The sequence below is a fragment of the Frankia sp. AiPa1 genome (assembly GCF_023243075.1).
Classification (GTDB): domain Bacteria; phylum Actinomycetota; class Actinomycetes; order Frankiales; family Frankiaceae; genus Frankia.
Window position 1 is genome coordinate 238,953 of record NZ_JALKFZ020000001.1, and the last position, 18,309, is coordinate 257,261.

The 18,309-nt window shown below is 70.7% G+C and carries 13 protein-coding genes; 1 reads left to right on the plus strand and 12 read right to left on the minus strand.

All coding sequences use genetic code 11. The features are described 5' to 3' along the window. The first annotated feature begins 523 nt into the window (after nucleotides 1-523). Nucleotides 524-2,632 (plus strand): hypothetical protein, encoded by a 2,109-nt coding sequence (locus MXD95_RS01025; RefSeq protein ID WP_250638561.1) that lies wholly within the window; start codon nucleotides 524-526, stop codon nucleotides 2,630-2,632. 30 nt (nucleotides 2,633-2,662) lie between these two features. Here MXD95_RS01025 and MXD95_RS01030 read toward each other — a convergent pair whose 3' ends face one another. The 12 genes from MXD95_RS01030 to MXD95_RS01085 all read right to left on the minus strand — a co-directional run bounded on the left by MXD95_RS01030 (nucleotide 2,663) and on the right by MXD95_RS01085 (nucleotide 18,300). Beyond that, entirely contained in the window at nucleotides 2,663-3,679 is a 1,017-nt protein-coding gene (locus MXD95_RS01030) for a polyprenyl synthetase family protein (protein ID WP_250638562.1), read from the minus strand. Between the two features lie 7 nt (nucleotides 3,680-3,686). Then, nucleotides 3,687-5,252, minus strand: coding sequence for an NADH-quinone oxidoreductase subunit NuoN (nuoN, locus tag MXD95_RS01035; RefSeq protein ID WP_250638563.1), 1,566 nt, complete (start codon nucleotides 5,250-5,252; stop codon nucleotides 3,687-3,689). After that, nucleotides 5,249-7,057, minus strand: coding sequence for an NADH-quinone oxidoreductase subunit M (locus MXD95_RS01040; protein ID WP_250638564.1), 1,809 nt, complete (start codon nucleotides 7,055-7,057; stop codon nucleotides 5,249-5,251). Before MXD95_RS01040 ends, nuoN begins: the two co-directional genes overlap by 4 nt. Nucleotide 7,058: 1 nt before the next feature. Further along, on the minus strand, nucleotides 7,059-9,008 hold the full coding sequence (nuoL, locus tag MXD95_RS01045) for an NADH-quinone oxidoreductase subunit L (RefSeq protein WP_250638565.1): 1,950 nt from the start codon (nucleotides 9,006-9,008) through the stop codon (nucleotides 7,059-7,061). A 92-nt stretch (nucleotides 9,009-9,100) separates the two neighbouring features. Then, nucleotides 9,101-9,400: an NADH-quinone oxidoreductase subunit NuoK gene (gene nuoK / locus MXD95_RS01050; RefSeq protein WP_250638566.1), complete on the minus strand. Its 300-nt coding sequence runs from the start codon at nucleotides 9,398-9,400 to the stop codon at nucleotides 9,101-9,103. After that, nucleotides 9,397-10,272 carry an NADH-quinone oxidoreductase subunit J gene (locus MXD95_RS01055; RefSeq protein ID WP_250638567.1) on the minus strand — a complete coding sequence of 292 codons (876 nt, stop codon included), beginning with the start codon at nucleotides 10,270-10,272 and terminating at the stop codon, nucleotides 9,397-9,399. Before MXD95_RS01055 ends, nuoK begins: the two co-directional genes overlap by 4 nt. After that, the gene (nuoI, locus tag MXD95_RS01060) at nucleotides 10,269-10,940 is read right to left on the minus strand and encodes an NADH-quinone oxidoreductase subunit NuoI (RefSeq protein ID WP_250638568.1); all 672 of its coding nucleotides are present in this window, start codon (nucleotides 10,938-10,940) and stop codon (nucleotides 10,269-10,271) included. The genes MXD95_RS01055 and nuoI overlap by 4 nt, the downstream gene beginning before the upstream one ends. Before the next feature lie 3 nt (nucleotides 10,941-10,943). Continuing rightward, nucleotides 10,944-12,287, minus strand: coding sequence for an NADH-quinone oxidoreductase subunit NuoH (nuoH, locus tag MXD95_RS01065; protein ID WP_250638569.1), 1,344 nt, complete (start codon nucleotides 12,285-12,287; stop codon nucleotides 10,944-10,946). After that, complete coding sequence (locus tag MXD95_RS01070) at nucleotides 12,284-14,905, minus strand: NADH-quinone oxidoreductase subunit G (RefSeq protein ID WP_250638570.1); 2,622 nt, start codon at nucleotides 14,903-14,905, stop codon at nucleotides 12,284-12,286. Before MXD95_RS01070 ends, nuoH begins: the two co-directional genes overlap by 4 nt. A 4-nt stretch (nucleotides 14,906-14,909) precedes the next feature. After that, nucleotides 14,910-16,238 carry an NADH-quinone oxidoreductase subunit NuoF gene (gene nuoF, locus MXD95_RS01075; protein WP_250638571.1) on the minus strand — a complete coding sequence of 443 codons (1,329 nt, stop codon included), beginning with the start codon at nucleotides 16,236-16,238 and terminating at the stop codon, nucleotides 14,910-14,912. A gap of 2 nt (nucleotides 16,239-16,240) precedes the next feature. Continuing rightward, on the minus strand, nucleotides 16,241-16,954 hold the full coding sequence (nuoE, locus tag MXD95_RS01080; RefSeq protein ID WP_250638572.1) for an NADH-quinone oxidoreductase subunit NuoE: 714 nt from the start codon (nucleotides 16,952-16,954) through the stop codon (nucleotides 16,241-16,243). Then, nucleotides 16,954-18,300: an NADH-quinone oxidoreductase subunit D gene (locus MXD95_RS01085; protein WP_250638574.1), complete on the minus strand. Its 1,347-nt coding sequence runs from the start codon at nucleotides 18,298-18,300 to the stop codon at nucleotides 16,954-16,956. Before MXD95_RS01085 ends, nuoE begins: the two co-directional genes overlap by 1 nt. Between the last annotated feature and the right edge of the window lie 9 nt (nucleotides 18,301-18,309).

Sequence of the window (18,309 nt, forward strand, 5' to 3'; positions counted from 1 at the left end):
CTTCTGACTCCGGAGCGGCGGCTGACCCGGATCGGCACCAGGCGAGGCCGGGCGCGCGTTTCCCCCGCGCGTCCCGGCCTCGTCGTGTATCCGCACACGTTTTGTGGAGATATATCCGATTTATGCACCCGATCTCGCTTTACCGCTCGGCGCAGAAGGCGGTGACGCCAGCCCGATATGCCGGCTGCCACGCGGGAGAACAGAGACGGATCCGATAGACCGCGTCCGGATGTCTGACATCAGCCGGCTACGGCGCCTTAACGCGCGCCCTGTCTGATGGTTGCCGCTCCGCGCTGGTCCGGTAGGGTAAGGACTGCGCGTGGGGGTGCCGTGCGGCCCGGGGGGGCTCACCACACCAGTGCAGCCGGAGGCATAGTGCGGGGTCATCGAGCCCTCCGCCCACGGCCCGCGGGAGCTCCGCGTTCGCCGTTGGGTCCTGTTCATGCGTCCGTGGCCACGACGGCTTGCTCCCGTCGTCCCGGGTCGACGCAGCCGCGCATTTCTGAGCGCGCCGGAGGCCACCGTGGGTAGTCATTCCGCCGGCCGCCATGCCCGGCACACAACCGCCGCCCGAAACGGCGACGAAGGCCGCGAGGCCGTCACCCGCCGTCCCATCGTCACCGCGGCCTGGCCCCAGGCGACACCGCCGGACGCCGCCGTGGTCCTCGACCCCAGGCGGCGGGCCGTGCACCCGGCCTGGCCGGGCCGCAGCGGCCAGGCGGCACCGTCCAGGCCGTCGGTGCTGATCAGCCCGGTGCCCACCGGCCCAGAAGGACAGGTTTCGGGGCGGCCGCCAGCCCGGCCGACCGTACCTCCTCCTGGTGAGCGGGACACGATCACCGGTCCTCTCTCGGTCAGCACCACCGCACGCCGAGATCAGGAAGCTGCCTCCACCGGCCTCCGGTGGCGAGCCGATCACGGCCACGCCCTCTCCCCTGGTAGCTCGGCCGGTCCCGGCGGCGCTGGTCATAGCGGCGGCTCGGGCCGTTCCGCTGCGGGCTCCATCCTCGTGACCGGTCCCGACGACGCTCCGCGGTCGAGTGCGGTGGGCGCGTCGTCCGCCACGGCATCCACGTTCTGGGCCGATCCGTACCCGTCCACCGGTGGCCACGCCGTTGCTGCTGCCGGTCGCCTCGACGCGGCCGAGGTCGGTGGTGGCCACAGCGCCCCGCACGCCTACGACGTCGGTGGTCATCGCGATGCTGGTTCCCACAACGAGCCGACCGGTGTCGGCGGAGCCCCGACCGGCCTTGATGGGGATCCGGACGGCCTGTACCGCGACGCCGTCGGCTGGTACGGCGGTGCCGAGCTCCACGGTGGTGCGGGTCGGCACGGCGGTGCAGGCGCCCATGGCAGCACCGGCCGGTATGACGGCCCCGGCCACCGGGATGACGCCGACGAGGTGTGGTCGGCGCCGCCGCCAGACCAGGGCTGGACGGACCAGGGCTGGCCAGAACAGAGCCGGTCAGGACCGGGCACCGAGCCGGCCTCCGACGGGATGTGGGGCACCAGCGATCTCTCGGGCGCGGCCTGGGCCGCGGGGGCCACGGCCAGCGAAGGCCACGGCTCGGCCCGATACGGCAGCCGGTGGGGCAGTCTCGGCCACCGGGGCTATGACGCTGCTCGCCGTGACGGCCAGGAGGTTGCGGGTCAGTGGTGGGCGCAGGGCAACTCCCGGACCAACGAGGCCGCCGCGATGGACGAGGCCGCCGACTGGGCCGTGGACACGGACCTGGCCGCCGAGTCGGGCCTGGCCGAGCAGTCGAACTGGGCTGATCGGTATGGCACGGCCTGGCAGTCAACCTCGTCTCGCCGGGCCGGTGATTACGGGGGCGGTACCTTCACCGCCAGCCGGATGCCCGTCGTTCCCACCACCCGCACCGAGGCGGTCCTGGCGCCCCGCTCGGAGGACACACAGGTCATCCGCCTCCCAGGCGCACACCGGGCACCCGCTCGGCGTGGCAGCCGGGGCAACGGCCGGGTGCGCTTGGCCGCCGCCGGCACCGTGTCGATCGCAGGCCTGTCGGCCATCGTCGCGGGCGTGACCCTCGGCGGCGAACAGCCCGGTTCCGCGACCGTCCCGAGCAGCGGGGACGCCTCGCGGATCCAGTACAACGGCCGCACCGACGCGCTCGCCCTGGGCTCCACGCAGAACCAGGCTTCACGTGGTTCCACCCGCGGCACCCCGCCCCGGGCCGAGCCCGCACCCCATCCCAGCCAGGCCGGTCAGGGTGGCTCCAGCTCGTCGCTTGGCACGGGACACAGCGCTGTCACCACCGCCACGCTCGGTCCGTCGACCGCACCGGTCCCGATCATCACGCTGGTGCCGCAGGGCAGCGCCACTGGCCCGACCGACCTGCGCGGCCTCACGCCGAGCACCTCCGCGTCGACCTCTCCGACGGCGCCGGACACCTCGGCGACCCTGAGTACCAGCCCGTCGAGCACCGGCCTTGGCGGTCTCCCGTTCGACCCGGAGGCCCCCTCGACCTCGGCGACGCCCCTGGCGACGACCACATCGAGCCCCTCGGCGTCCGCGTACGCGGACGAGAGCGACCTGCTGTCGACGGCGTCGTCCATGCCGATCAGCATCACCCCACTGCTGCCCAGCGCGAGCGCGGCCTCGGCGCACTAGCGGCCCGCACCGGCTGGCCCGATAGGCGGGTCAGCCGGTGCGGTCGATGACGAAGTCGGCGAGCGAGCGAAGAGCGGTCTTCACCGGGCTGTCGGGAAGGGGCGCCAGGCAGTCGCGCGCCTGGGCGGACCAGGCAGCGAGCTCACGGCGGGCACGGGCCAGCCCGTCATGGTCGCGGAGCAGGTCAAGTGCCTCGGCGACGCCCTCGTCGGGGTTCCCACCACCCGCGGCGAAGTCGGAGACGATGAGCTCCCGCAGCCGCCGGGCCCCGGCGTCGTCGGACTGCAGCGCGTACAGCACCGGCAGGGTGGGCACGCCCTCCCGCAGATCGGTCCCGGGGGTCTTGCCGGAGTCCGCCGCGTCGGAGGCGACGTCGATGATGTCGTCGGAGAGCTGGAAGGCGACTCCGAACAGCTCGCCGAACGTGGCCAGCGTGTCCACAGTGATCGGGTCCGCGCCGGAGAGCATCGCTCCCAGCCGCCCGGAGGTGGCGATCAGCGACGCGGTCTTCTCCCGGACCACCCGCAGGTAGTGGGCGACCTGGTCCTGGCCGGCCGACGGGCCCACCGTCTCGCGAATCTGGCCCTCGCACAGCGTCGCGATGGTGCGGGCGAGTATGCGGGTCGCCTCCGGGCCGAGATCCGCGGTGATGTCGGAGGCGCGGGCGAACAGGTAGTCGCCGGTGAGGATGGCGACCGTGTTCGTCCAGCGGAGGTTGGCGGACGCCGCGCCACGGCGGCGCGGCGCCTCGTCCATCACGTCATCGTGGTACAGGGTCGACAGATGGGTCAGTTCGATCGCGACCGCGGCCGGCACCACCCCGGCGGCGCGCGGATCGGCGAAGTGCGCCGCCAGCAGCACAATGATCGGGCGGAACCGCTTGCCCCCCGCATCGACAAGATGCCGTGAGGTCTCGGTGACGAAGGCGAACTCGCTGCGCACCGAGGCACGCAGCAGCTCCTCCACCTGAACAAGACCTTCTCGCACAGCTTTTTCGAGATCAGGATCGGTCCTGATCCCCATGACGTCCAGCCCGATAGCGCTCATACCACCGTCAGCGTACGAAGCCGGACGAGGCAGCGGTGTTCGCCAGGTCAAGAAGCGGCTGTGGCGCTACTCCCAGGACGAGGGTGGCGAGCGTCCCGATACCCGCCGTGGCGAAGGTGAGCGTGGGCCGGGTAATGACAACCGGCCCGTCGGCGAGCGGCTCGGAGAAGAACATCAGCACGATGACGCGCACGTAGAAGAACGCCGCGATCGCGCTGCACACCAGGGCGATCACGACCAGCGGGGTGGCGTGCCCGGCGACCGCCGCCTGGAAGACCGCGAACTTGCCGGTGAACCCGCTGGTCAGCGGGATGCCGGCGAGCGCCATCAGCAGGAAGGAGAACGTCCCGGCAACCAGCGGCGAGGTGCGGCCTAGCCCGCGCCACTGGGACAGGTCACTGGCCTCGCCGTCCGAGGTGCGGACCAGGGAGACGACGGCGAACGCGGCGATCGTGGTGAAACCGTAGGTCACCAGGTAGAACATCGCGCCACGCAGTCCGTCGGTGTTCGTGCCCGCGATCCCGACGAGCAGGAATCCGGCGTGCGCGATCGCCGAGTAGGCGAGCATCCGCTTGATGTCCCGCTGGGTGAGGGCGAGGACGGCGCCGACCACCATGGTCAGGATGGCGACCGCCCACAGCACCGGTCGCCAGTCCCACCGCAGCGGGCCGAAGGCGATGTAGAAGACCCGCAGGATCGCGCCGAACGCGGCCACCTTGGTACCGGCGGCCATGAACGCCGTCACCGGCGTCGGCGAGCCCTGGTAGACGTCGGGCGTCCACGAGTGGAACGGCGCGGCACCCACCTTGAAGAACAGGCCGACCCCGATCAGCGCGACCGCGAGGTAGAGGTAGGTGTCGGTCCTGCCGGTGGCGCCGACCGCGTCGGCGATCTTCCCGAGCTCGACGCTGCCAGCGAACCCGTAGGCGAACGCGACCCCGTAGAGGAAGAACGCCGAGGAGAACGCGCCGAGCAGGAAGTACTTCATGGCCGCTTCCTGCGACAGCAGGCGCCGACGGCGGGCCAGGCCCGCGAGCAGGTAGAGCGGCAGCGAGAGGATCTCCAGCGCGACGAACATGACCAGCAGGTTGTTCGACGCGACGAACAGCATCATGCCGGTCACCGAGAAGACCATCAGCGGGTAGGCCTCGGTCTGCATGTCCGCGGAGTTCCGTGCGGCGGTCGACCCCTTCGAGCCCGGTGTGATCGCCGCGGAGGCGACGATCGCGCCGCCGGAGGAGTCCAGCTGCCGCTCGGCCACCAGCAGCACCGAGAGCAGCGCGAACACCAGGATCGTGCCCTGCATGAACAGGGTCGGCCCGTCGATCGCCACCGCCCTCGCGGCGAGCAGTGCGTGCCGGCCGTGCAGGATCGCGATGGCGACCAGGGCCGCGATGAACCCGCCGCCGGCAAGCACCGGCTGGATCACCCGCCGGGACTCGCGCGCGGCGAAGGCGTCGACGAGCACCCCGACCAGCGCCACCACGAAGACGATGAGCAGCGGGCTGAGGGAGGAGTACTCGATCGACGGCGGAGTGATCTTCTGCGTCTCCGCGAGCAGCACTGCGCTCACGAGTGGCCTCCGGACTGGGCGGCGGGAACGGGGTGGGTCGGGGCCGGATCGGACTTGCCGATGTCGGCATAGGTCGCCGTCACGGTGGGCCGGATGATGTCGATCAGCGGCTTGGGGTAGACCCCGAGCCCGATGATCAGCGCGATCACCGGGGCGACGACGACCTTCTCCCGCAGGGACAGATCGGGCAGCAACCGGTTGGCCTCGTGGGTGACCGGGCCCGTCATCGTCCGCTGGTACAGGTACAGCACGTAGATCGCGGCGAGAACGATGCCGGTGGTGGCGACGATCGCCAGCGCCTTGTTGTAGGTGAACGTGCCGACCAGGACCAGGAACTCACTGACGAAGCTGTTCGTGCCGGGCAGCGCCAGCGACGAGAGCCCGGCGATGAGGAACGTCCCGGCCAGCAGCGGCGTCACCTTCGCCAGGCCCCCATAGGCGCCTATGTCCGGGGTGCCCCGCCGGGCGACCAGGAAGCCGACAACCAGGAACAGCAAGCCGGTCGACAGACCGTGGTTGACCATGTAGAGGACCGAACCGGTGCCGGCCTGGCTGGTGAAGGCGAACAGACCCAGGGCGATGAACCCGAAGTGGGCCAGCGACGTGTAGGACACCAGCCGTTTCATGTCCCGTTGCCCGATCGCCAGCAGCGCCCCGTAGAAGATCCCGATGACCGCCAGTGCCAGTACGAGCGGCGCGAACCAGTCCGACGCCTCGGGGAACAGCGGGATGCAGTAGCGGATCAGGCCGAACGTGCCGACCTTGTCCAGCAGTCCGACGAGCAGCACCGCGCCGCCGACGGGTGCCTGCGCACCGGCGTCGGGCAGCCAGGTGTGGAACGGGAACAGCGGCGCCTTGATCGCGAATGCGATGAAGAAGCCGAGGAACAGCAGCTTCTGCACCCCGGGGGTGATGTCGAGCTGACGCAGCGCGGCGAAGTCGAAGGTGCCGTGGGCGAGATGCTCGGCGGACACGACGTACAGACCGATCACGGCGGCGAGCATGAGCAGGCCACCGAGCAGGCTGTAGATCAGGAACTTGACCGCCGCGTACGAGCGCTGCGCCTGCTCCTTCACCGGGCCGAAGCTGCCGATGAGGAAGTACATCGGGATCAGGATCGCCTCGAAGAAGACGTAGAACAGGAACACGTCGGTCGCGGCGAACACGCCGACGAGCCCCGCTTCGAGCGCGAGCAGCAGCGCGCAGAACACCGGTACGGAGCGCTGCCGGGGCGCCGCGGCGGACGGCGCGGCGACCGGCTCGGCCGGGACCGTCTCGGCGGACACCGGCGGCGCTGCCACCAGCACCGCCGTTCCCCCGCCGCCCGCAGGCGCGCCGACGGCCGCGACTGCACCGCCAGAACTTCCCCCGCCGGAACCGCCGGAACCGTCGGAACCGCCGCTCCCGACGCCACTGCCCGGGGCGCCGTCGTGCGTCCCGGTGAGGGATCCGCCGTCCACGGGCCCGCCTGGCTCGTCGCCGTCGAACTCGTTCCAGGACGACAGCACGACCACCGGCACCAGGAACGCGGTGAGCAGGATCAGCACCAGCGAGATGCCGTCCGCGCCGACCGAGTACGAGATGCCGAACGTCGAGATCCAGTCGTGGTGCTGGGCGAACTGGAAGCCGGCCCGCTTCGGGTGGTAGGCGAACGTGGCCAGCACCGCGAGCACCAGCACGGCCAGGGTGACGGCGAGCGTCAGCTGCTTGGCCTGGGTCGCCAGCCGCCGCGGAAAGGCGGCGACGACGATCGCGGCGACCGTCGGCACGAGCAGCAGAATGGTCAGCCAGGGGACTGTGTTCACGTCAGCCGCCCCAGACCAGCAGCAGTGCGCCGACCATGAGGACGGCACCTCCCAACATCGACAGAGCGTAGGACCGGACGAACCCGGTCTGCAGGCGGCGCATCCGCCCGGACAGGCCGCCGATGCCGGCAGCGCTGCCGCGCACGAAGCCGTCGACGCCGACGAGGTCGAGCCAGACCAGGAAGCGGGTCAGGTACTGGCCGGGCCGCATGGCGACGGTCTCGTTGAAGGTGTTCGCGAACAGATCGTGGCGGGCCGCCACGGTCACCAGGGTCACCTCGGAGTCGGGTCGGGCCGTCGCCTCGACCGGGCGAGCCTGGTAGCGCAGCCAGGCGGCGGCGAACCCGCCGACGACCACGACCAGGGTGAGCAGGGTCAGCACGAGGGGGCTGAACGTGTGCACACCCTCGACGCCCTCGCCCGCCACCGGCTCGAGCCAGTCCTGCATGCTGTGGCCAAGCACGAACAGGCCGCCGGCGAACGTCGAACCAACCGCGAGAACGATCATCGGGCCGGTCATCGTGACCGGCGACTCGTGCGGGTGCCTGGCGTTCTCGCCCTCACTGGACCAGCGCGGCTTGCCGTGGAAGGTCATCAGGAACAGTCGGGACATGTAGAACGCGGTGATGCCGGCGCCCAGCAGCGCGATCGAGCCGAGCAGATAGCCGGACGTGCCGCCCTTGTCGAAGGCGGTCTCGATGATCCGGTCCTTGGTGAAGTAACCCGACAGGCCCGGGAAGCCGATGATCGCCAGGAACCCGAGACCGAAGGTCGCCCAGGTGATCGGCATCTTGCGCCAGAGCCCGCCGTAGTGGCGCAGGTCCTGGTCGTCATCCATGGCGTGGATGACCGAGCCCGCGCCGAGGAACAGGCCGGCCTTGAAGAAGCCGTGGGCGAGCAGGTGCATGATGCCGATCGCGTAGCCGGCGGGGCCGAGGCCCACCGCCAGGAACATGTAGCCGATCTGGCTGACCGTCGAGTAGGCCAGCACCTTCTTGATGTCGTCGTAGGCGCAGCCGATGACACACCCGATGAGGATCGTGGCCGCGCCGATGATGACGACGACGGTCCGGGCCGCCTGGGTCTCGTCGAAGATCGGCCCGGCCCGGACGATCAGGTAGACGCCGGCGGTCACCATCGTCGCCGCGTGGATCAGTGCGGAGATCGGGGTGGGGCCCTCCATCGCGTCCGGCAGCCACGCCTGCAGCGGGAACTGGCCGGACTTCCCGCAGGCACCGAGCAGCAGCAGCAGCGCCATCGCGGTGATCGTGCCGTAGCCGATCACGTTGGCGCTGGCCGCGCCGAACACGTCCGCGTAGCTCGTCGAGCCGACGGTGGCGAACATCAGCATGATCGCGATCGCCAGGCCGACGTCGCCGACCCGGTTCATGTAGAAGGCCTTGTTCGCCGCGGTGGCCGCGGCCGGCTTGTACTCCCAGAACTTGATCAGCAGGTACGAGGAGAGTCCGACCAGCTCCCACCCGGCATACAGCGAGAGGAAGTTGTTGCCGAGGACCAGCAGCAGCATCGACGCCAGGAAGAGGTTCATGTAGGCGAAGAACTTCCGCCTGGCCGGATCGTGCGCCATGTAGCCGATCGAGTAGATGTGGATCAGCGTGCCGACCCCGGTGATCAGCAGCACGAAGACGATCGAGAGCTGGTCGACGAGCAGACCGACGTCCACCTGGAAGCCGTTTACCGGAATCCAGGAGAACAGATGCTGGGAGAGCGCGCGGTCGTCGCCGTCACGGCCGAGCATCGCGGCGAACAGCACCACGCCGACCACGAAGCTGGCGAGGGCGGCGAGGGTGCCGATCAGATGCCCGAACCGGTCGGTCCGCCGGCCGCCGAGCAGCAGCACGGCGGCGCCGGCCAGCGGCAGCGCGATGAGCAGCCAGGACAGCGAGAACGCGCCGGAGGCTGCGGCGTAGTGGACCGGGGCGGGGCTCATCGCGCCTCCGCGCGTTGGCGAGATTGCGTCACTGCAGTCTTGTCCGTTCTTCCATGACCGCCGCGGAGGGAGGTCAGGTCCCTAGGCCTGGGTCAGTACTTCAGCAGGTTCACGTCGTCCACCGACGCCGAGCGACGGGTGCGGAAGATGCTGAGGATGATGGCCAGGCCGATCACGACCTCGGCCGCGGCGACGACCATCACGAAGAACGCCATGACCTGGCCGTCGAGGGTGCCGTGGATGCGGGAGAAGGTGACCAGGGTCAGGTTCGCGGCGTTGAGCATGAGCTCGATCGACATGAACACGACGATGGCATTGCGTCGGATCAGCACCCCGGCCGTGCCGATGGTGAACAGCAGCGCCGCGAGGATCAGGTAGTTCGCCGGGTTCATCGCTGTTCCCCCTTGCCCACGTGCGCGAGCGCCGCGTCGTCCCCACCGAGCTGGCCGTCATCGGCACTGGGGCCGCCGCCACTCGGACCGGAACCCGACCCGTCGTCGTCGTCGGCCGGGCCGCCGTTCGCCGGGCTCTCGGGCGCCGTGCCCGCAATGCCACCGATGCCCGAGGCGCGACCGCCGCCGGGCAGCAGGCCGAGGGTGTCGGCGGAGTCGTGCCGGGCGAACACTCCGGGACCGGGCAGCGGGGTTGCCTGCCGACCCTCGGTGAAGCGGCGACGCATCCATTCGCGCTGGTTGATCCGGCCGCCCTCGCGCTCGCGGTGGCCGAGGACCATCGTCCCGATCGCGGCGACGACGAGCAGCGCGGAGACCGCCTCGAAGACGAAGAAGTACTGGCTGAACAGCAGGCGGCCGATCGCCTGGACGTTGCCGCCCGCGTTGGCGGACTCGAGCCCCTTGCCGTGCACGCCGTCGATGGCCGAACCGATCGGGAACACCAGCAGCCCGGCGAAGCCGAGGCCGAAGATCACGGCGCCGAGCCGCTGCCCACGGATGGTCTCCACCAGCGAGTCGGACGAGTCGACACCGACGAGCATGAGCACGAACAGGAACAACACCATGATCGCGCCGGCGTAGACGATGATCTGCACGAAGCCAAGGAACGGCGCCTGCTCGAGCAGGTAGAACACCGCGACGCAGAACAGGTTCGCCACCAGCAGCAACGCCGAGTGCACGGCGCTGCGGACCAGGATCATGGCGAGCGCGGCCAGGACCGCGACCGGCGCGAGGATCCAGAACGTCACCGCCTCGCCGGTGGAGGTGCTGGTCAGCTCGCCCGCCGCGGCGAGCACAACCGCGTGGTTCATCGGGCCCGCTCCGTTCCCGCACCATGAGCGGGCACCTCGTCGGCCCGGGAGTGCTCACCGGCAGTGCGCCGCTCGATGACGTCCGCCGCCTGCCCCTGGGCGTCCCCGTCGGTGCCGGAGCTCCCGTCGGTGCCGGCCTCCCGGTCGGCGACCTGCCAGGGCAGGGGCGCGTCCGGGTCACGCAGGTAGTAGTCGGTCTCGCTCTCCCCGAGGCGCATCGGGTGCGGCGGAGCCTCCATGCCCTCGCGCAGCGGCGCGAGCAGCTGCTCCTTGGTGAAGATCAGATCCCGCCGGCTGTCGTCGGCGAGCTCGTAGTCGTTCGACATCGTCAGCGCCCGCGTCGGGCACGCCTCGACGCACAGCCCGCACAGGATGCAGCGCAGGTAGTTGATCTGGTAGACGCGCCCGTACCGCTCGCCCGGGGAGAAGCGTTCGGTCTCGGTGTTGTCGGCACCTTCGACATAGATGGCGTCGGCGGGGCACGCCCAGGCGCACAGCTCGCACCCGACGCACTTCTCCAGCCCGTCGGGATGCCGGTTGAGCTGGTGACGGCCGTGGAAACGTGGCGCCGTCGCCTTCTTCTCCTCGGGGTACTGCTCGGTCGTCGGCTTCTTGAACATCGTCGAGAAGGTGACGCCGAAGCCCTTGTACGGATCGAACAGGCCCATGTCTCAGCCCTCCTGGCGCGGAGCATGCTCCGCAGGGACCACGGTGGCCGACCCGTTCCCGTTCCCGTTCGCCAGGCTGCCAGCCTGAACGCCGGTGAGTTGCGGGGGTGGCCACGGAATGCGTTCAAGGCTGGGTGCCTCGTCAAGCTTGCGCTGCTCGGCCTCCTCCAGCTCCTGCTGGTGTTTCGCGCCGCCCGGATCCACCAGCGCGACGATGACCAGGATGCCGATGACCACGCCGATGCCGATCAGCCACGGCGTGCGGTCGTCGACGTCCTTCTGGTAGGCGCGGAACACGGCGATGACCAGCACCCAGATCAGCCCGACCGGGATGAGTACCTTCCAGCCGAAGGCCATGAACTGGTCGTAGCGCAGCCGGGGCAGCGTCCCCCGCAGCCAGATGAACAGGAAGATGAACAGCAGAAGCTTGATCACGAACCAGATCAGTGGCACCCAGCCGTGGTCGAGGCCGGACAGGCCCGGAATCGGCGGGGGCTGCCAGCCGCCCAGGAACAGGGTGGTCGCGATCGCCGAGACGGTGACCATGTTGATGTACTCGGCGAGGAAGAAGAACGCGAACTTGATCGAGCTGTACTCGGTGTGGAATCCACCGACCAGCTCGCCCTCGGCCTCGGGCAGGTCGAACGGCGTCCGGTTCGTCTCACCGACCATCGAGATGACGTAGAGCACGAACGACGGGACGAGCGCGATGTACCAGCGCCCCGACTGGCTTTCGACGATCCCCGAGGTCGACAGCGTCCCGGAGTACATGAACACCGCGACGAACGACAGCCCCATCGCCACCTCGTACGAGATGATCTGGGCCGCCGAGCGCAGCGAGCCGAGCAGCGGATAGGTCGACCCGCTCGACCAGCCGGACAGGATCAGCCCGTACACCCCGAGCGAGGCCGCGGCCAGCAGGTACAGCACGCTGACCGGAAGGTCGGCGAGCTGCAGCGTGGTGTGGTGACCGAAGATCGAGACCTCGGGCCCGAACGGGATGACCGCGAAGGCGAGGAACGCCGGGATCGCGGAGACGATCGGCGCCAGGATGAAGATCGGCTTGTCGGCGAGCGCCGGGATGAGGTCTTCCTTGAGCATCAGCTTCACGCCGTCGGCGAGGCTCTGCAGCCAGCCCTTCGGGCCGTGCCGGTTCGGGCCGATCCGCTGCTGCATCCGGGCGACGACCTTACGCTCGAACACGATCGCGAACAGCGTCATGAGCAGCAGGAAGGCGAACACCGCGACGGCCTTGAGCAGGATCAGCCAGAACGGGTCGCGGCCGAAGCCGGACAGGTCCGGATCCACCGGCGCGGCAATGATGATCGAACTCACCGCGGCGCTCATCGCCGTCCCTCCGCCGGCTTCGAGCCGTTCACGCCCGGAGCCGAGGGCGCCGATGGTGCCGGCGGCGGAGGCGTTCGGACCTGCACGGTCGTGTCCCGGGCGGCGCTGAGGTCGGCGCCGAGCGCGGTCCCGCGCCACTGGTCGACGGGAAACGTGTCGTCCGCGGCCGGCCGGGGCAGGGCGCTGGCGGCGATCCGCACGACCGCGCCGGCTGTGACGCCCAGGGCCCGCCGCACGTGCGAACCCGGCGAGTGGGTCGGTACCCAGACCACCCGGTCCGGGAGGGCTGCGAGCTCGAGCGGCAGGGTGATGGAGCCGCGACCGGTCGAGACCCGGACCGGCTCTCCGGCCCGCGCGCCGATCTCGGCCGCGGTCGCCGCCGAAAGCCGCACCACCGGCGGACGGGCGGTGCCGGCGAGATACGGCTCGCCGGAGAGCAGGGCGCCGTCGTCGACGAGCTGATGCCAGCTGGCGAGCAGCGCCTGCCCGGCGGCGGGAACGGCCGCGGGAGCCGCGGGTTGCGCCGGCGCCGGCGCCCGGGTGACCGCGTCACCGGCCCGTCCGACGGCCCGCAGTTCCCGCGCGGCCGCGCCGGTGTCGGGCAGCCGGAGGTCAAGGCCCATCTCGGCGGCGATCAGATGCAGGACCCGCACGTCGGGCAGCGCCGGAGTCTCCAGCGCCCGCTGGAACGGCCGCAGCCGCCCCTCCCAGTCGACGAACGATCCCGCCTTCTCCGCCACCGGGGCCACCGGCAGCACCACGTCGGCGACCTCGGAGATCGACGAGCGGCGGATCTCCAGCGAGACGCAGAACGGCACCCGGGCCAGCGCCGCGAGTGCGGCGGCGGGGTCGGACAGGTCTTCCGCGTCGACCCCCGCCACGAGCACGCCGTCGAGGCGGCCGGCGGCAGCCGCGGCCAGGATCCCGTCGGTGTCGAGCCCGGGTGCGCCGAGCAGCCGGGCCCCCCAGGCCTGCTCGACCTCGGCACGGGCGGCGGCGTCGGCGACCGGGCGGCCACCGGGCAGCAGCGAGGGCAGCAGCCCCGCGGACACGGCGCCACGGTCGCCGGCGCGCCGCGGCACCCAGGCGAGCGCGGCACCACTGGCCTGTGCCAGCCGCAGCACCGCGGACAGCGTGCCCGGGATCTGCCCGGCCCGCTCCCCCACCAGGATGACCGCGCCGGGCTCGCGCAGCGCAAGCGCCGTAGCGGCCAGCGGGTCGGTTCCGGCAGCGCTGGCCCCCGCGGTGGCCAGCGCGTCCAGGACGGCGGGCTCCGCGCCGGGCTCCGTCGTCACCAGCGTCCCGCGCAGCTTCGCAAGCCCGCGCGTGGCCAGCGGCGCGAGCGCGTGCACGGCGGTGGCGTGCTTGTCCGCGGCCTTGCGCAGCCGCAGGAAGACGATCGGCGACTCCTCCTCCGGCTCGAAGGCGACGAGCAGGACCGCCGGCGCGGCTTCCAGGTCCGCGTAGGTCACCCCGATGCCGGTCCCGGCGACCGCGTGGCCGAGGAACTCCTCCTCCTCGGCCGAGTGCGGCCGGGCGCGGAAGTCGACGTCGTTGGTGCCGAGTGCCACCCGGGCGAACTTGGCGTAGGCGTAGGCGTCCTCCCGGGTGAGCCGGCCGCCGGCCAGCACCCCGACGCCGTTGCGGCCGCGGCACTCGGCAAGACCGCGGGCGGCGTACTCCAGCGCCTCGCTCCAGGTGGCCTCGACCAGCTGCCCGGTCTCATCGTCGCGGATCAGCGGGGTGGTCAGCCGCTCGGACCCGCGGGCGTAGGTGAACGCGAAGCGGCCCTTGTCGCAGTTCCACTCCTCGTTGACCGCCGGGTCGTCGCCGGCGAGGCGCCGGGTGACCTTGCCCCGCCGATGGTCGGTGCGCAGGCTGCACCCCGACGCGCAGTGCTCGCAGGCCGTCGGGGTGGAGACCAGGTCGAACGGGCGGGCCCGGAACCGGTAGGCGGCGCTGGTCAGCGCGCCGACCGGGCAGATCTGCACGGTGTTGCCGGAGAAGTAGGACGAGAACGGCTGGCCGTCGCTGACCGCGACCTGCTCGTTGGCGCCACGTTCGAACAGCTCGATGAACGGGTCGCCGGCGATCTGGGCGGAGAAGCGGGTGCACCGTGCGCACAGCACGCAGCGTTCCCGGTCGAGCAGGATCTCGGTGGAGATCGCCAGCGGCTTCGGATAGGCCCGCTTGGTCTCCTTGAACCGCGAGGTCGACCCGCCGTTCTCCATCGACTGGTTCTGCAGCGGGCACTCGCCGCCCTTGTCGCAGATCGGACAGTCAAGCGGGTGATTCAGCAGCAGGAACTCGATCGTTCCGGCCTGCGCCTTGCTGGCCACGGGCGAGGTGAGCTGGGTTTTCACCACCATGTCGGCGGCCACCGTGGTGGTGCAGGCGGCCACCGGCTTGCGCTGCCCCTCGACCTCGACGATGCACTGCCGGCAGGCCCCGACCGGGTCGAGCAGTGGATGGTCGCAGAACCGCGGAATCTCGATGCCGAGCAGCTCGGCCGCCCGGATGATCAGCGTGCCCTTGGGGACGCTGACCGAGAGCCCGTCGACGGTGAGCGTGACGAGGTCCGGGGCGGCCGGCGCGGCCGGCTTAGCTGGGGCGGTCATGATCTCAGTGCGCTCCCGCGTAGGCCCCGTCGGGGCTGGTGTTCGGCTCCGGTGTCCCGACGGTCCCGTCCGGCCCGGCGGTCCTCGTGGTCACCGCGCTCACCGGGATGAACTCGTCCCGGAAGTACTTGATCCCCGACACGATCGGGGAGGTGGCCCCGTCGGCCAGGGCGCAGAACGCCCGGCCGAAGATGTTGTCGCAGGCGTCGACGAGGGTGTCCACGTCCTCGGCGTCGCCCCGGCCGTCCTCGATCCGCTCGAGGATCTTCACCATCCAGCTCGTGCCCTCACGGCATGGCGTGCACTTGCCGCACGACTCGTGCGCGTAGAACTCGGTCAGTCGGCGCACGACCGGCAGCATCTCCGTCGTCTCATCCATGATCATGAGCGCGGCGGTGCCGAGCAGCGAGCCGGCCTCCTGCATGCCCTCGAAGTCCAGCGGGGCGTCGAGGTGGTCCGCGGTGAGCATCGGAGTGGACGAGCCGCCCGGGGTCCACGCCTTCAGTTTCCGGCCGCCGCGGACCCCGCCGGCGATCTCCAGAAGTTCCCGCAGCGTGGTGCCCATCGGCGCCTCGTACTGGCCCGGCCGGGTCACATGCCCGGACAGGCTGTAGATCTTCGGCCCTGGGGACTTCTCCCGACCCATCGACCGGAACCAGTCCGCCCCGTAGTTGACGATGAACGGGACGCTCGCGATGGTCTCGACGTTGTTGACGACCGTCGGCGACGCGTACAGCCCATGGGTCGCGGGGAACGGCGGTCGCAGCCGGGGCTGGCCACGCCGTCCCTCCAGCGAGTCGAGCAGCGCCGTCTCCTCGCCGCAGATGTAGGCCCCCGCGCCGGAGTGCACCACCAGGTCGAGGTCGAACCCGCTGCCGAGGATGTCCCGGCCGAGGAAGCCCGCCGCGTACGCCTCGTCGACGGCGGCGCGCATCCGGCGGGCCGCGTGGATGAGCTCGCCGCGCAGGTAGACGAACGCCCGGCTGGCCCGCACCGCGTAGGCGGCGATGATGATGCCCTCGATCAGCGAATGCGGATCGGCCTTCATCAGGGGCGCGTCCTTGCAGGTGCCCGGCTCGCCCTCGTCGGCGTTGATGACCAGGTAGTGCGGCTTGCCGTCGCCCTGCGGGATGAAGCCCCACTTCATCCCGGTGGGGAACCCGGCGCCGCCGCGCCCGCGCAGGCCCGAGTCCTTGACCAGCTTGATCAGGTCGTCCGGGTCGCCGGCGAGCGCCGTGCGCAGCGCGAGGTAGCCGTCGAGCCGGCGGTAGGTGTCGATCGTCCAGGACTCCGGCGTGTTCCAGCGCCGGGTGAGTACCGGAGTGACAGGCATCCTCAACTCCCCTTCGGCTCGGTGCTGGCCGGCGTGGTCGCCGCCGGCCGGACCAGTGGCGCCGGCGCCTGTTCGGCGCTCCAGCCGGCGGCCTCGGCGACCAGCAGGCCCGCCACCGACGGTTCCCCGACGCCGGGACCCGCGACGCCCTCGGGCCGCGGGTCGGCGTACCCGGCGAGCTGGCGTGAGGTCTCGGCGAACGAACACAGCGGGCCGCCGCGGGTCGGTGCGGGTCGCTGCCCGGCCTGCAGTCCCTCGACGATGGCCTGCGCGCCATCCGCGTCGACCTGGTCGTAGAACTCGTAGTTCACCGTCAGCACCGGCGCGTAGTCGCAGGCGGCGAGGCACTCGGCGTGCTCGAGGGTGATCTGGCCGTCCGGGGTCGTCTCGTCGTGGCCGACCCCGAGGTGCTTCTTCAGCCGCTGGTAGACGTCCTCGCCCCCGAGCAGGGCGCAGGACAGGTTCGTGCAGACCGAGACGAGGTACTCGCCGACCGGGCGGCGCTTGTACATCGTGTAGAAGGTCGCGACCGCGCCCACCTCGGCCGCGGTGATGCCGAGCTGGTCGGCGCAGAACTCGACCCCCTCGGTGGTCACGCGATTCTGCTCGGCCTGCACCAGGTGCAGCAGCGGCAGCAGCGCCGAGCGGGACCGCCCGGCCGGGTAGCGGGCGATGATCTCGGCTGCGGCGGCGTGGGTCTGCGGCGAAAGCGCCATCAACGATCAACTCCCCCGAGCACCGGGTCGACCGAGGCGACGCCGACGATCGTGTCCGCCACCTGGCCGCCCTCGCACAGCGCCGGGACGGCCTGCAGGTTGACGAAGCTTGGGTCGCGGACATGGACGCGGAACGGTCGGGTGCCGCCATCGGAGACCACGTGGTAGCCGAGCTCGCCGCGCGGCGACTCGATCTGGGTGTACACCTGGCCCGCCGGCACCCGGAATCCCTCGGTGACCAGCTTGAAGTGATGAATGAGAGCCTCCATCGAGGTCCCCATGATGTTCCGGATGTACTCGAGCGAGTTGCCCATCCCGTCGGAGCCGATCGACAGCTGCGCGGGCCAGGCGATCTTCTTGTCGGCGACCATCACCGGTCCCGGCCGCAGCCGGTCCAGGCACTGCTCGATGATCTTGAGTGACTCGCCCATCTCGTCCATCCGCACCAGGTAACGGGCGAAGGAGTCGCCCTCCAGCCGGGTCGGCACGTCGAACTCGTACGTCTCGTAGCCGCAGTACGGCATGGTCTTGCGCAGGTCCCAGGGCAGCCCCGCGGCCCGCAGCACCGGGCCGGTGGTGCCCAGCGCGATGCAACCGGCCGCGTCGAGGACGTTGACGTCGACCATCCGAGCCTTCCAGATCGGCTGGCCGGTGAGCAGCTTGTGGTACTCCCGGATCCGCTTCGGCATGTCGGCGAGAAACTCCCGGATGGCCCGCTCGGTGCCGTCCGGCAGATCCTGGGCGAGTCCGCCCGGCCGGATGAACGCGTGGTTCATCCGCAACCCGGTGATGAGCTCGAGCAGGTCGAGGACCTTCTCCCGCTCCCGGAAGCCGAAGATCATCGCAGTGGTGGCGCCCAGCTCCATGCCGCCGGTCGCCAGCCACACCAGGTGGGAGGCGATGCGCTGCAGCTCCATCACCAGCACCCGGATCACGGTCGCCCGCTCGGGGATCTGCTCGGTGATGCCCAGCAGCCGCTCGACCGACAGGCAGTACGCCGCCTCGTTGTACAGCGGCGACAGGTAGTCGGCCCGGGTGAGGAAGGTGACCGCCTGGGTCCAGGTCCGGTACTCGCAGCTCTTCTCGATGCCGGTGTGCAGGTAGCCGATGACCAGACGGACCTCGGTGACCGTCTCGCCCTCGATCTCCAGCACGAGACGCAGTACGCCGTGGGTGGACGGATGCTGCGGCCCCATGTTGACGACGATGCGCTCGGCGTCCTGCTCCCCGTGGCCGAGGATGTCCTCCCAGTCACCACCGGTGACCGTGTAGACCCGCCCATCGGCGGACTCGGCATAGCCGGCCTCGTAGGGCTGGGACGTCGCCGTCCCGCTGTTCGGCGTCATAGCGAACCT

Bases quoted from the DNA above. Each gene is read 5' to 3' on its own strand.
- MXD95_RS01030 (WP_250638562.1), bottom strand. From the start codon at position 3,679: ATGAGCGCTATCGGGCTGGACGTCATGGGGATCAGGACCGATCCTGAT.
- nuoL (WP_250638565.1), bottom strand. From the start codon at position 9,008: ATGAGCCCCGCCCCGGTCCACTACGCCGCAGCCTCCGGCGCGTTCTCG.
- nuoK (WP_250638566.1), bottom strand. From the start codon at position 9,400: ATGAACCCGGCGAACTACCTGATCCTCGCGGCGCTGCTGTTCACCATC.
- MXD95_RS01055 (WP_250638567.1), bottom strand. From the start codon at position 10,272: ATGAACCACGCGGTTGTGCTCGCCGCGGCGGGCGAGCTGACCAGCACC.
- nuoI (WP_250638568.1), bottom strand. From the start codon at position 10,940: ATGGGCCTGTTCGATCCGTACAAGGGCTTCGGCGTCACCTTCTCGACG.
- nuoH (WP_250638569.1), bottom strand. From the start codon at position 12,287: ATGAGCGCCGCGGTGAGTTCGATCATCATTGCCGCGCCGGTGGATCCG.
- MXD95_RS01070 (WP_250638570.1), bottom strand. From the start codon at position 14,905: ATGACCGCCCCAGCTAAGCCGGCCGCGCCGGCCGCCCCGGACCTCGTC.
- nuoF (WP_250638571.1), bottom strand. From the start codon at position 16,238: ATGCCTGTCACTCCGGTACTCACCCGGCGCTGGAACACGCCGGAGTCC.
- nuoE (WP_250638572.1), bottom strand. From the start codon at position 16,954: ATGGCGCTTTCGCCGCAGACCCACGCCGCCGCAGCCGAGATCATCGCC.
- MXD95_RS01085 (WP_250638574.1), bottom strand. From the start codon at position 18,300: ATGACGCCGAACAGCGGGACGGCGACGTCCCAGCCCTACGAGGCCGGC.